The sequence below is a fragment of the Streptomyces coeruleofuscus genome (assembly GCF_039532725.1).
Taxonomy (GTDB): domain Bacteria; phylum Actinomycetota; class Actinomycetes; order Streptomycetales; family Streptomycetaceae; genus Streptomyces; species Streptomyces coeruleofuscus.
Window position 1 is genome coordinate 38458 of the sequence record NZ_BAAASE010000004.1, and the last position, 12826, is coordinate 51283.

Consider the following 12826-nt stretch of genomic DNA (forward strand, 5'->3'; position numbering starts at 1 on the left):
CGTCATGAAGGCCGCCGGCCCCAGGACCCCCGTATCAGACCAAAGACTTACAACCCTGAGAGGGATTGACGCATAGTGCTCGACGTCAACTTCTTCGACGAGCTCCGGATCGGTCTGGCTACCGCTGACGACATCCGTCAGTGGAGCCACGGCGAGGTCAAGAAGCCCGAGACCATCAACTACCGCACGCTCAAGCCCGAAAAGGACGGACTCTTCTGCGAGAAGATCTTCGGTCCGACCCGGGACTGGGAGTGCTACTGCGGCAAGTACAAGCGTGTCCGCTTCAAGGGCATCATCTGTGAGCGCTGTGGCGTCGAGGTCACGCGCGCCAAGGTGCGCCGTGAGCGGATGGGCCACATCGAGCTCGCCGCGCCCGTCACGCACATCTGGTACTTCAAGGGCGTCCCGTCGCGGCTGGGTTACCTGCTCGACCTCGCCCCGAAGGACCTCGAGAAGGTCATCTACTTCGCGGCGTACATGATCACGTACGTCGACGAGGAGCGCCGTACGCGCGACCTGCCCTCGCTGGAGGCCCACGTCTCCGTCGAGCGCCAGCAGATCGAGCAGCGCCGCGACGCCGACCTGGAGGCCCGGGCCAAGAAGCTCGAGACCGACCTGGCCGAGCTGGAGGCCGAGGGCGCCAAGGCCGACGTGCGCCGCAAGGTGCGCGAGGGTGCCGAGCGCGAGATGAAGCAGCTGCGCGACCGTGCGCAGCGCGAGATCGACCGTCTCGACGAGGTGTGGAACCGCTTCAAGAACCTCAAGGTCCAGGACCTCGAGGGCGACGAGCTGCTCTACCGCGAGCTGCGTGACCGCTTCGGCACGTACTTCGACGGCTCGATGGGTGCCGCGGCGCTGCAGAAGCGCCTGGAGTCCTTCGACCTCGACGAGGAGGCCGAGCGCCTCCGCGAGATCATCCGCACCGGCAAGGGCCAGAAGAAGACCCGTGCGCTCAAGCGCCTGAAGGTCGTCTCCGCGTTCCTGCAGACGAGCAACAGCCCCAAGGGCATGGTGCTGGACTGCGTGCCGGTCATCCCGCCGGACCTGCGTCCGATGGTGCAGCTGGACGGTGGCCGCTTCGCGACCTCCGACCTGAACGACCTGTACCGCCGTGTGATCAACCGGAACAACCGACTGAAGCGGCTTCTCGACCTCGGTGCGCCCGAGATCATCGTGAACAACGAGAAGCGCATGCTCCAGGAGGCCGTCGACGCGCTGTTCGACAACGGCCGCCGTGGTCGCCCGGTCACCGGTCCCGGTAACCGCCCGCTGAAGTCCCTCAGCGACATGCTGAAGGGTAAGCAGGGCCGCTTCCGTCAGAACCTGCTCGGTAAGCGTGTGGACTACTCCGCGCGTTCCGTGATCGTCGTCGGTCCGCAGCTGAAGCTGCACCAGTGCGGTCTGCCGAAGGCGATGGCGCTGGAGCTCTTCAAGCCGTTCGTGATGAAGCGCCTGGTCGACCTGAACCACGCGCAGAACATCAAGAGCGCGAAGCGCATGGTCGAGCGCGGCCGCACGGTCGTGTACGACGTGCTGGAAGAGGTCATCGCGGAGCACCCGGTTCTGCTGAACCGTGCGCCCACGCTGCACCGCCTCGGCATCCAGGCCTTCGAGCCGCAGCTGGTCGAGGGCAAGGCCATCCAGATCCACCCGCTCGTCTGCACCGCGTTCAACGCGGACTTCGACGGTGACCAGATGGCCGTGCACCTGCCGCTGTCCGCGGAGGCGCAGGCCGAGGCCCGCATCCTGATGCTGTCCTCGAACAACATCCTCAAGCCGGCCGACGGCCGTCCGGTGACGATGCCGACCCAGGACATGGTCCTCGGTCTGTTCTTCCTCACCACCGACGGCGAGATGCGCGACCTCAAGGGCGAGGGCCGTTCCTTCGCCTCGGTCGCCGAGGCGATCATGGCCTTCGACGCGGGCGAGCTGTCGCTCCAGTCGAGGATCGACGTCCGCTTCCCGGTCGGCACCATCCCGCCGCGCGGCTGGACCCCGCCGGCGCGCGAGGAGGGCGAGCCCGAGTGGCAGCAGGGTGACAGCTTCCGGCTGAACACCACGCTGGGCCGCGCGCTCTTCAACGAGCTGCTGCCCGAGGACTACCCGTTCGTCGACTACGAGGTCGGCAAGAAGCAGCTCTCCGAGATCGTCAACGACCTCGCCGAGCGCTACCCGAAGGTCATCGTGGCGGCGACGCTCGACAACCTGAAGGCGTCCGGCTTCTTCTGGGCGACCCGCTCCGGCGTCACCGTGGCCATCTCCGACGTCGTCGTTCCCGAGGCGAAGAAGGAGATCGTCAAGGGCTACGAGGCGCAGGACGAGAAGGTCCAGAAGCAGTACGAGCGCGGTCTGATCACCAAGGACGAGCGCACGCAGGAGCTCATCGCGATCTGGACCAAGGCGACCAACGAGGTCGCCGAGGCGATGAACGACAACTTCCCGAAGACCAACCCGATCTTCATGATGGTGAACTCGGGTGCACGAGGCAACATGATGCAGATGCGTCAGATCGCCGGTATGCGTGGTCTGGTGTCGAACGCGAAGAACGAGACGATCCCGCGTCCGATCAAGGCGTCGTTCCGTGAGGGCCTGTCCGTGCTGGAGTACTTCATCTCCACGCACGGTGCCCGTAAGGGTCTGGCGGACACCGCTCTGCGTACCGCCGACTCGGGTTACCTCACCCGTCGTCTGGTCGACGTCTCCCAGGACGTCATCATTCGCGAGGAGGACTGCGGCACCGAGCGCGGTCTGCGTCTGCAGATCGCGAGCCGGAACGCCGAGGGCACGCTGCTCAAGGCGGAGGACGTCGAGACGTCCGTGTACGCGCGCTGCCTCGCCGAGGACATCGTGGTCGACGGCAAGGTGCTGGCCCCGGCCGGTACCGACCTCGGCGACGTGCTCATCGACGAGCTGGTCCGCCACGGCGTCGAGGAGGTCAAGACCCGCTCGGTCCTGACCTGCGAATCCGCCGTCGGCACCTGCGCGATGTGCTACGGCCGTTCGCTGGCCACCGGCAAGCTGGTCGACATCGGTGAGGCGGTCGGCATCATCGCCGCCCAGTCCATCGGTGAGCCCGGCACCCAGCTGACGATGCGTACCTTCCACACCGGTGGTGTGGCCGGTGACGACATCACCCAGGGTCTGCCGCGTGTCGTCGAGCTCTTCGAGGCCCGTACCCCGAAGGGTGTCGCCCCGATCTCCGAGGCCTCCGGCCGCGTCCGGATCGAGGAGACCGAGAAGACCAAGAAGATCGTCATCACGCCGGACGACGGCAGCGACGAGACGGCGTACCCGATCTCGAAGCGCGCCCGACTCCTGGTCAGCGAGGGCGAGCACGTCGAGGTGGGCCAGAAGCTCACCGTGGGTGCCACCAACCCGCACGACGTGCTGCGCATCCTGGGCCAGCGTGCCGTCCAGGTCCACCTGGTCGGCGAGGTCCAGAAGGTCTACAACTCGCAGGGTGTGTCGATCCACGACAAGCACATCGAGATCATCATCCGGCAGATGCTCCGCCGCGTGACGATCATCGAGTCCGGCGACGCCGAGCTGCTGCCCGGCGAGCTGGTCGAGCGCTCGAAGTTCGAGACCGAGAACCGTCGTGTGGTCCAGGAGGGCGGTCACCCGGCCTCCGGTCGTCCGCAGCTGATGGGTATCACCAAGGCCTCGCTGGCGACGGAATCCTGGCTGTCGGCCGCCTCCTTCCAGGAGACGACCCGAGTCCTGACGGACGCGGCGATCAACGCCAAGTCCGACAGCCTCATCGGCCTCAAGGAGAACGTCATCATCGGTAAGCTCATCCCGGCCGGTACGGGTCTGTCCCGCTACCGCAACATCCGGGTCGAGCCGACCGAGGAGGCCAAGGCCGCGATGTACTCGGCCGTCGGCTACGACGACATCGACTACTCGCCGTTCGGCACGGGCTCCGGCCAGGCCGTGCCGCTGGAGGACTACGACTACGGTCCGTACAACCAGTAAGGCGTACGTCTGAGTCACTGAAGGGCGGTCACCTCTCGGGGTGGCCGCCCTTCGGCGTGTCCTCGGGGACGCGCCGGTGCCAGGAGGGCCGTCAGGGCGCATCATGGAGGGACTCCGCGCTCCGGGGAGGTGCCTCACGTGTCCCAGCCGCCCTATCCCTCCTGGCAGCCCTGGCAGGGCCCCAGTGCCCCGTCCATGCTCGCCTCGCATGCCGATCGGGAGCGGGCCGTGGACGTGCTCAGAGCCGGGTACGGCGAGGGGCGGATGGAGCACGGTGAGTTCGAGAAGCGGGTGGCGCGGGCGTACGCGGCGCGGACCGTGGGGGAGCTGGCGGTGCTCGTCGCCGATCTGCCTCAGGGGCCCGTGCCGCAGCCCGCCGGGGTGATGCCCGTGCCGCGGACGTTTCTGCCCGTGCCGCGGCCGCAGACGAACGGGAAGGCGGTGGCGGCCGGCGTGTGCGGGCTGCTGTGCGTGCCGACCATGGGGCTGACGGGGATCCCGGCCGTGGTGCTGGGGCACGTGGCGCGGGCTGAGATCCGCAGCCGGGGGGAGCTGGGGGACGGGCTCGCGCTGACCGGTCTCGTACTGGGGTGGTTGTCCACCGTCGGCTGGGCACTCGTCCTGGTGTTGCTGACGGTGGTGTCCATCGCGGCGGGGTGACGCCCGGGGCTGCTGCGAGAACGTGCGCAAATCGGACAGCCGTCATCGAATTGAAGATCGACAACGGCCGGGGGTCTTGACATGCCCCGTATGGCGATGCGGTCGGCATCCATTTGTTTTGACCGCAGCCAATGCGATAGGTACGCTCAGACCTTGTGCCTGGGGTGTGCCCTGGCTCTCGTGCGTGCCATGAACCGCACGTCGAGCTGATACCGGCCACCGTAATCCGCGCTTAATTCTGCCTGGCAGCGGGAGTTCGCGGGATTCGACACACCCGACCGCGTGGGTCGGCGACGTTCCAGGTTAGCTTCACCTATCGGCACACAGAAACCGGAGAAGTAGTGCCTACGATCCAGCAGCTGGTCCGCAAGGGCCGGCAGGACAAGGTCGAGAAGAACAAGACGCCCGCACTCGAGGGTTCCCCTCAGCGCCGCGGCGTCTGCACGCGTGTGTTCACGACCACCCCGAAGAAGCCGAACTCGGCCCTGCGTAAGGTCGCGCGTGTGCGTCTGACCAGCGGGATCGAGGTCACCGCTTACATTCCGGGTGAGGGACACAACCTGCAGGAGCACTCCATCGTGCTCGTGCGCGGCGGCCGTGTGAAGGACCTGCCGGGTGTTCGCTACAAGATCATCCGCGGTTCGCTCGACACCCAGGGTGTCAAGAACCGCAAGCAGGCCCGCAGCCGCTACGGCGCCAAGAAGGAGAAGTAAGAATGCCTCGTAAGGGCCCCGCCCCGAAGCGCCCGGTCATCATCGACCCGGTCTACGGTTCTCCTCTGGTGACCTCCCTGATCAACAAGGTGCTGCTGAACGGCAAGCGCTCCACCGCCGAGCGCATCGTCTACGGCGCCATGGAGGGCCTGCGCGAGAAGACCGGCAACGACCCGGTCATCACGCTGAAGCGCGCTCTCGAGAACATCAAGCCGACCCTCGAGGTCAAGTCCCGCCGTGTCGGTGGTGCCACCTACCAGGTGCCGGTCGAGGTCAAGCCCGGCCGCGCCAACACGCTGGCGCTGCGCTGGCTCGTCGGTTACTCCCGCGCCCGTCGCGAGAAGACCATGACCGAGCGTCTCCTCAACGAGCTTCTCGACGCCTCCAACGGGCTCGGTGCGGCCGTGAAGAAGCGCGAGGACACCCACAAGATGGCCGAGTCCAACAAGGCCTTCGCGCACTACCGCTGGTAGTCGCTACCCACATCGAGACCGAGAGAAGACTGAAGCCTTATGGCTACCACTTCACTTGACCTGGCCAAGGTCCGCAACATCGGGATCATGGCCCACATCGACGCGGGCAAGACGACCACCACCGAGCGGATCCTGTTCTACACCGGCGTTTCCTACAAGATCGGTGAGGTCCACGACGGCGCTGCCACCATGGACTGGATGGAGCAGGAGCAGGAGCGTGGCATCACGATCACCTCTGCTGCCACCACCTGTCACTGGCCGCTCGAGGACAACGACTACACCATCAACATCATCGACACCCCGGGTCACGTCGACTTCACCGTCGAGGTGGAGCGCTCCCTGCGCGTGCTCGACGGTGCCGTGACGGTGTTCGACGGTGTCGCCGGCGTTGAGCCCCAGTCCGAGACGGTGTGGCGTCAGGCGGACCGCTACGGCGTTCCGCGGATCTGCTTCGTCAACAAGCTCGACCGCACCGGTGCCGAGTTCCACCGCTGCGTCGACATGATCAGCGACCGTCTGGGCGCGCAGCCGCTGGTCATGCAGCTGCCGATCGGTGCCGAGGCGGACTTCAAGGGCGTCATCGACCTCGTGACGATGAAGGCCCTGGTCTGGTCGGCCGAGGCGACCAAGGGTGAGATGTACGACACCGTCGACATCCCGGACACCCACGTCGAGGCTGCCGAGGAGTACCGCGGCAAGCTGCTCGAGGCCGTCGCCGAGAACGACGAAGAGCTGATGGAGCTGTACCTGGAGGGCACCGAGCCCACCGTGGAGCAGCTCTACGCCGCGATCCGTCGCATCACCATCGCGTCCGGCAAGGGCGGCGGCACCACCGTCACCCCCGTGTTCTGCGGTACCGCGTTCAAGAACAAGGGCGTTCAGCCCCTGCTCGACGCGGTCGTGCGCTACCTGCCCACTCCGCTCGACGTCGAGGCCATCGAGGGCCACGACGTCAAGGACCCGGAGAAGGTCGTCGCGCGCAAGCCGTCGGACGAGGAGCCCCTCTCCGCGCTCGCGTTCAAGATCATGAGCGACCCGCACCTCGGCAAGCTCACCTTCGTCCGCGTGTACTCCGGCCGTCTTCACTCCGGCACCCAGGTGCTGAACTCGGTGAAGGGCAAGAAGGAGCGCATCGGCAAGATCTACCGGATGCACGCGAACAAGCGTGAGGAGATCGAGTCGGTGGGCGCCGGCGACATCGTCGCCGTCATGGGCCTGAAGCAGACCACCACCGGTGAGACGCTGTCGGACGACAAGAACCCGGTCATCCTGGAGTCCATGGACTTCCCGGCGCCGGTCATCCAGGTCGCCATCGAGCCCAAGTCGAAGGGCGACCAGGAGAAGCTGGGCGTCGCGATCCAGCGCCTGGCCGAGGAGGACCCGTCCTTCCAGGTCCACTCGGACGAGGAGACCGGCCAGACCATCATCGGTGGTATGGGCGAGCTGCACCTCGAGGTGCTGGTCGACCGTATGCGCCGTGAGTTCAAGGTCGAGGCCAACGTCGGCAAGCCGCAGGTCGCGTACCGCGAGACCATTCGCAAGGCCGTCGAGAAGGTCGAGTTCACCCACAAGAAGCAGACGGGTGGTACCGGCCAGTTCGCCCGCGTCATCATCGCGATCGAGCCGATCGAGGGCGGCGACGCCTCGTACGAGTTCGTCAACAAGGTGACCGGTGGCCGTGTGCCGAAGGAGTACATTCCTTCGGTGGACGCCGGTGCGCAGGAGGCCATGCAGTTCGGCATCCTCGCCGGTTACGAGATGACCGGTGTCCGCGTGACGCTGCTCGACGGTGCCTACCACGAGGTCGACTCCTCCGAGCTCGCGTTCAAGATCGCCGGTTCGCAGGCCTTCAAGGAGGCCGCGCGCAAGGCCAGCCCCGTGCTGCTCGAGCCGATGATGGCCGTAGAGGTCACCACGCCCGATGACTACATGGGCGAGGTCGTCGGTGACATCAACTCCCGCCGTGGCCAGATCCAGGCCATGGAGGAGCGGGCCGGTGCCCGCGTCGTGAAGGGCCTCGTGCCCCTTTCGGAGATGTTCGGCTACGTCGGCGACCTGCGCAGCAAGACGTCCGGCCGTGCCAGCTACTCCATGCAGTTCGACTCCTACGCCGAGGTTCCCAGGAACGTCGCCGAGGAGATCATCGCGAAGGCCAAGGGCGAGTAACGCACCGCGTCTACACGCCGTAGGCTTGACTCCGGAGCCTTGAGGGGCATTCCGCCGCAATCATGGTGAGAATGCCCCGGGGCCCGGGCTTTCCAGCAAAGATCACCTGGCGCCGATGAGTAAGGCGTACCAGAACCACTCCACAGGAGGACCCCAGTGGCGAAGGCGAAGTTCGAGCGGACTAAGCCGCACGTCAACATCGGCACCATCGGTCACATCGACCACGGTAAGACGACCCTCACGGCCGCCATTACCAAGGTGCTGCACGACGCGTACCCGGACCTGAACGAGGCCTCGGCCTTCGACCAGATCGACAAGGCTCCTGAGGAGCGCCAGCGCGGTATCACCATCTCCATCGCGCACGTCGAGTACCAGACCGAGACGCGTCACTACGCCCACGTCGACTGCCCCGGTCACGCGGACTACATCAAGAACATGATCACGGGTGCGGCGCAGATGGACGGCGCCATCCTCGTGGTCGCCGCCACCGACGGCCCGATGCCGCAGACCAAGGAGCACGTGCTCCTGGCCCGCCAGGTCGGCGTTCCGTACATCGTCGTCGCGCTGAACAAGGCCGACATGGTGGACGACGAGGAGATCCTGGAGCTCGTCGAGCTCGAGGTCCGTGAGCTCCTCTCCGAGTACGAGTTCCCGGGCGACGACGTTCCCGTCGTCAAGGTCTCCGCTCTGAAGGCCCTCGAGGGCGACAAGGAGTGGGGCAACTCCGTCCTCGAGCTCATGAACGCCGTCGACACCGCGATTCCGGAGCCGGAGCGCGACGTCGACAAGCCGTTCCTCATGCCGATCGAGGACGTCTTCACGATCACCGGTCGCGGTACGGTCGTCACCGGCCGTATCGAGCGTGGTGTCCTGAAGGTCAACGAGACCGTCGACATCATCGGCATCAAGACCGAGAAGACCACCACCACGGTCACCGGTATCGAGATGTTCCGGAAGCTCCTCGACGAGGGCCAGGCCGGTGAGAACGTCGGTCTGCTCCTCCGTGGCATCAAGCGCGAGGACGTCGAGCGCGGCCAGGTCATCATCAAGCCGGGCTCGGTCACCCCGCACACCGAGTTCGAGGCGCAGGCCTACATCCTGTCCAAGGACGAGGGTGGCCGCCACACGCCGTTCTTCAACAACTACCGCCCGCAGTTCTACTTCCGTACGACGGACGTGACCGGCGTCGTGACCCTCCCCGAGGGCACCGAGATGGTCATGCCGGGTGACAACACCGAGATGAAGGTGGAGCTCATCCAGCCCGTCGCCATGGAAGAGGGCCTGAAGTTCGCCATCCGTGAGGGTGGCCGGACCGTGGGCGCCGGCCAGGTCACCAAGATCAACAAGTAAGTCTTCGGACTGACTTGAGGGTCGACTGACCTGAGTGGCTCGGAGGGGCCCGTACGACTTCGGTCGTGCGGGCCCTTCTGCTGTTTCCGACGCCCGCTCTACGCCGGCTGGGACGCGGCTTCGGCCGGTCCGAGGGCGAGGAGAACCAGGACCGTCACCCGCACGATGACGCCGCCGAGCAGGGCGGCGAGGAAGCCGTCGACGTGAAGGCCGTACTCCATGTCGGAGCCGAGCCAGGACACCAGCAGCCAGATCAGGGTGTCCTGAGCGATGCCGACCACGCCCAGGATCAGCAGGAGGACCGGGGGAGCTGTCCTGATGTCGCTCGGGTAGCTGTAGATCAGCTGGTTCACGATGAGGAAGACCGCGCCGGCGAGGACCACCTCCCACGGGGGTGAGTCGAGGATCGTGCTGATGCCGGGGAGGAGCACGGTGGCCAGTGTGACCCCGAGAAAGGTGCCGAGTACGCGTCTTCGCTTGTCCATGGGGCGGATCATGACTTAGGGCATGTCTGGCGACAAGGTCCTGGCGTGTGCGGGTTCCGGCGCCACGATCGTGAGACGCGTTTCGTCCAGCTGGTCAGAAGCCCAGGTACGTGATTGGCGGCGATGCGGGTCGTGCCCTCGGGGAAGCGGGCTGCGAGCGACTTGATGTCGACTCGGGCGCCCGCCGGGAGCGACTGGATGTGCACGCCGAGCCCGATCGCGAGCAGCGACAGCTCCGGGTGCTGGGCGAGGCGGTTGCCGATCACCGTGAAGCGGGTGGTGTGGCGGGTGTTGTCGTGAACCAGGCCGGCTTGAGGGTGCCGGTTCGAGTGCTTCTTCCCGGCAACACGGGCGTGGGCGTGCGAGGGCGCGCTAGGGTTCTGCGTATCCATCAGGAAGGGGCTTTCTTCCTCGGTGGTCAGGCCCTCGCACTGGGATTGCCGTCCCGGCGAGGGCCGTCGCATGTCTGCGGTCGTGTTGCGCTGAGCGTAGGGCAGGCAACGGCTCCCGAATCCAGCTGAGTTGGCGATGTTCACTCGCGTGAGTGAGGCGGCGGCCTGGGCGGGAGGGGTGGGGTTTGGTGGGGTTCCTTCCTCGTCATGGTCCTTGGAAGAGACCGCCTGCGGCACCGGAGCGCGAGGTGTCGGGACCCGGTGCTTCAAGGGTCAGAGGGTGAGTTCGGCCCAGACGGTCTTGCGTGGTGGCGGGCCGGGGATGACGCCCCAGCGGTCGGCGAGCGCGTCGACGAGGAGCAGGCCGCGGGCGGACTCGGACTCCGGGTCGGGCAGTTGCGGTGTCGGCAGCCGGTCGTCGCGGGTGTCCGTGACCTCGATGCGGAGGGTGTCGGCCACGACGTAGAGGAGCAGGCGGAAGTCGCGGCCGGGGATGCGGCCGTGTTCCGCCGCGTTGGCCGACAGCTCTGCGATGACCTGCCTCGCCGGGTCCAACCGGAGTCCCCAGGAGCGCAGTTGTTCGGTGGCCAGGAGACGGGCCAGGCGGGCGCCGCGTGGGGTGGGGGACAGCTGGATGCTGAAGTGTCGGATGCCGGTGGTCAGTTCGGGGGATTTCTGCGTCACGTCACTCAGCGTGGCGGCCCGTGCCTACTGTGAACAGTGACTCAGCGGGTGCGTACGGTAACTGTCCGGAGCTTGTCCGGTCGTGTCCGGGCTGTCGGGGCCGGGCGTGCGGGTAGGGCGCTGGGCACGGTCGTACGACGGAAGGGTGCGGGATGACGGCGGTCGAGGCGGACGCGGGTCGGCTCAAGAGCGAGGCGGACGAGCCGGGTTGGGAGGTGGACCCGGACGACGAGTGGGGAGTCGCGGTCATCGCCACGGTCGGGCGGCAGCTGAAGCTGCGGCGGGAGGCGGTGGGGATGCGGGCCGCGGAGTTCGGGACGGCGGTGGGGTACGGCGAGGACATGGTCTACAAGATCGAGGGTGGGAAGCGGATTCCTCGGCAGGACTATCTGGTGAGGGCCGATGAGGTGCTGGGGGCGGGTGGGCTCATCGCGGCGACGTGGGAGGACGTGAAGAGGGTCCGGTATCCCAAGAAGGTGCGAGAGCTGGCGAAGTTGGAGGGGCAGGCGGTTGAGATCGGGGTGTACGAAAGCATCAGTATCAACGGCCTGTTGCAGACCCCCGATCACGCGCGAGCCCTGTTCGAGTCTTGGCAGCCCGCGTACTCGCCGGACGAGGTGGAGCGTTTGGTGGCTGCGCGCATGGCCCGGCAGGCCGTGTTCGAGCGGTCGCCGGCGCCGTCGCTCAGTTTCGTCCAGGAGGAGGCGACGCTGCGGCGCCCGGTTGGGGGCACAATGGTCTGGCGTCAGCAGCTTGAGCGCCTGCTGGAGGTGGGGCGGTTGCGTAACGTCAGGCTCCAGGTGATGCCGACGAGCAGCGAGGCCCATCCCGGTCTGAACGGGAGGATCGAGGTGCTGAAGTTCGGGGACGGTACTGCGGTGGGCCGGTCCGACGGCGCCTTCAATGGGCGACCGACCACTGATCCGAAGCAGATCCGGATCCTCGAACTGCGCTATGGCACCATCCGAGCTCAGGCCCTTCCACCACGGGAGTCGCTGGCCTTCATTGAGCAACTGCTGGGAGAAACATGATCCGCAAGCCCTCGATCGGGGACGCCTCCGAACTGGCGTGGTACAAGAGCAGCTACAGCAGTGGCCCTGACGGCGACTCCTGCGTCGAGATCGCGACCAGTGTGGGTGTGATTCACGTCCGCGACTCGAAGCAGGCAACAGGCCCCCGACTCGCACTCACGCCGAAGGCGTGGTCGGACTTCGTGGCCTCCGTCCAGGCGTAGGGCATGCCTTCGGAACCCGCCTCCGACGACCTCGACCTGGAAGGGATCGAGTAACTGTGCGCGGCTGCCACTCCGGGGCCGTGGTTCGTCAGGAACCTCGACGACGACCACGCCATGAACCTGGTCGGGGTCGCGGGCCGGGCCGAGCGATATCCCGACTTCGATCACCGGGAACTGATCGCCGAGAACGCCGCGTTCATCGCCATGGCCAGAGAGGCCGTGCCGCGTCTCGTGGCGGAGGTCAGGCGCCTGCGCTGGCTCGTCGAATTCGGAGCGTGCCACACGGCCGGCACGACGGGCACGGAGTTCGTACTGCCCCTCGACGACGAGATGCTCGCCTACTTCCGCGAGATGACAGACGTACTGGTGGAACACATCGGCATCTCCCGCGCAGAAGCGGTCGCCAGGATCAACGCGGCGTACGGCACGCGACAGTGGGTCGCCCTGGACCTACAGCTCATGGGACATGAACTGCCCGAGTACTGGGCCTACGCGGTGTACTACGCCCCGGACAGCCAGCACCGCCTGCCGATCGGAGACCCGACCGCTGACGCGGACATCGACTTCAGCACGCACCCCGTACGCCCTGCGCCACCGAAGGACTCACCGTTCTGGACGCTGTAGGAGTAGTGGCACGATGAGCGCACGAGTGATCGAGTCATCGTGTGATCGAGCGAACGGGGAGGCCGGCGTC

General features: G+C 66.5%; 11 protein-coding genes and 1 pseudogene. 9 read left to right on the forward strand and 3 right to left on the reverse strand.

What is annotated here, in order from left to right; all coding sequences use genetic code 11:
- The first annotated feature begins 75 nt into the window (after positions 1 to 75).
- From ABFX81_RS15525 to tuf, 6 genes are all read left to right on the forward strand, one after another.
- Positions 76 to 3975, forward strand: coding sequence for a DNA-directed RNA polymerase subunit beta' (locus ABFX81_RS15525; protein WP_086842656.1), 3900 nt, complete (start codon positions 76 to 78; stop codon positions 3973 to 3975).
- A gap of 138 nt (positions 3976 to 4113) precedes the next feature.
- The gene (locus ABFX81_RS15530) at positions 4114 to 4635 is read left to right on the forward strand and encodes a DUF1707 domain-containing protein (RefSeq protein WP_086842654.1); all 522 of its coding nucleotides are present in this window, start codon (positions 4114 to 4116) and stop codon (positions 4633 to 4635) included.
- Between the two features lie 341 nt (positions 4636 to 4976).
- Complete coding sequence (gene rpsL, locus ABFX81_RS15535; RefSeq protein WP_003948652.1) at positions 4977 to 5348, forward strand: 30S ribosomal protein S12; 372 nt, start codon at positions 4977 to 4979, stop codon at positions 5346 to 5348.
- Positions 5349 to 5350: 2 nt separating this feature from the next.
- Positions 5351 to 5821, forward strand: a complete 471-nt coding sequence (rpsG, locus tag ABFX81_RS15540) for a 30S ribosomal protein S7 (RefSeq protein ID WP_003998848.1) — start codon at positions 5351 to 5353, stop codon at positions 5819 to 5821.
- Positions 5822 to 5860: 39 nt separating this feature from the next.
- Positions 5861 to 7987: an elongation factor G gene (gene fusA / locus ABFX81_RS15545; RefSeq protein WP_086842652.1), complete on the forward strand. Its 2127-nt coding sequence runs from the start codon at positions 5861 to 5863 to the stop codon at positions 7985 to 7987.
- 156 nt (positions 7988 to 8143) lie between these two features.
- Entirely contained in the window at positions 8144 to 9337 is a 1194-nt protein-coding gene (tuf, locus tag ABFX81_RS15550; RefSeq protein WP_033308978.1) for an elongation factor Tu, read from the forward strand.
- Positions 9338 to 9435: 98 nt separating this feature from the next.
- On the opposite strand, the gene ABFX81_RS15555 is transcribed toward tuf, so the two are convergent.
- The 3 genes and pseudogenes from ABFX81_RS15555 to ABFX81_RS15565 all read right to left on the reverse strand — a co-directional run bounded on the left by ABFX81_RS15555 (position 9436) and on the right by ABFX81_RS15565 (position 10898).
- Positions 9436 to 9822: a phage holin family protein gene (locus tag ABFX81_RS15555; RefSeq protein WP_346138209.1), complete on the reverse strand. Its 387-nt coding sequence runs from the start codon at positions 9820 to 9822 to the stop codon at positions 9436 to 9438.
- A 116-nt stretch (positions 9823 to 9938) separates the two neighbouring features.
- Positions 9939 to 10214: pseudogene (locus tag ABFX81_RS15560) on the reverse strand (helix-turn-helix domain-containing protein); the annotation flags it as partial.
- 273 nt (positions 10215 to 10487) lie between these two features.
- Positions 10488 to 10898 carry an ATP-binding protein gene (locus ABFX81_RS15565; protein ID WP_086842648.1) on the reverse strand — a complete coding sequence of 137 codons (411 nt, stop codon included), beginning with the start codon at positions 10896 to 10898 and terminating at the stop codon, positions 10488 to 10490.
- A 152-nt stretch (positions 10899 to 11050) separates the two neighbouring features.
- Between ABFX81_RS15565 and ABFX81_RS15570 the strand changes: the two genes are divergently transcribed.
- The 3 genes from ABFX81_RS15570 to ABFX81_RS15580 all read left to right on the forward strand — a co-directional run bounded on the left by ABFX81_RS15570 (position 11051) and on the right by ABFX81_RS15580 (position 12756).
- Complete coding sequence (locus tag ABFX81_RS15570; RefSeq protein ID WP_086842646.1) at positions 11051 to 11929, forward strand: Scr1 family TA system antitoxin-like transcriptional regulator; 879 nt, start codon at positions 11051 to 11053, stop codon at positions 11927 to 11929.
- Positions 11926 to 12132, forward strand: coding sequence for a DUF397 domain-containing protein (locus ABFX81_RS15575; protein WP_086842644.1), 207 nt, complete (start codon positions 11926 to 11928; stop codon positions 12130 to 12132). The genes ABFX81_RS15570 and ABFX81_RS15575 overlap by 4 nt, the downstream gene beginning before the upstream one ends.
- Positions 12133 to 12246: 114 nt before the next feature.
- On the forward strand, positions 12247 to 12756 hold the full coding sequence (locus ABFX81_RS15580; protein ID WP_346138210.1) for a hypothetical protein: 510 nt from the start codon (positions 12247 to 12249) through the stop codon (positions 12754 to 12756).
- Positions 12757 to 12826 lie beyond the last annotated feature (70 nt).

Bases quoted from the DNA above. Each gene is read 5' to 3' on its own strand.
- rpsG (WP_003998848.1), top strand. From the start codon at position 5,351: ATGCCTCGTAAGGGCCCCGCCCCGAAGCGCCCGGTCATCATCGACCCG.
- fusA (WP_086842652.1), top strand. From the start codon at position 5,861: ATGGCTACCACTTCACTTGACCTGGCCAAGGTCCGCAACATCGGGATC.
- ABFX81_RS15555 (WP_346138209.1), bottom strand. From the start codon at position 9,822: ATGGACAAGCGAAGACGCGTACTCGGCACCTTTCTCGGGGTCACACTG.
- ABFX81_RS15570 (WP_086842646.1), top strand. From the start codon at position 11,051: ATGACGGCGGTCGAGGCGGACGCGGGTCGGCTCAAGAGCGAGGCGGAC.
- ABFX81_RS15575 (WP_086842644.1), top strand. From the start codon at position 11,926: ATGATCCGCAAGCCCTCGATCGGGGACGCCTCCGAACTGGCGTGGTAC.
- ABFX81_RS15580 (WP_346138210.1), top strand. From the start codon at position 12,247: ATGAACCTGGTCGGGGTCGCGGGCCGGGCCGAGCGATATCCCGACTTC.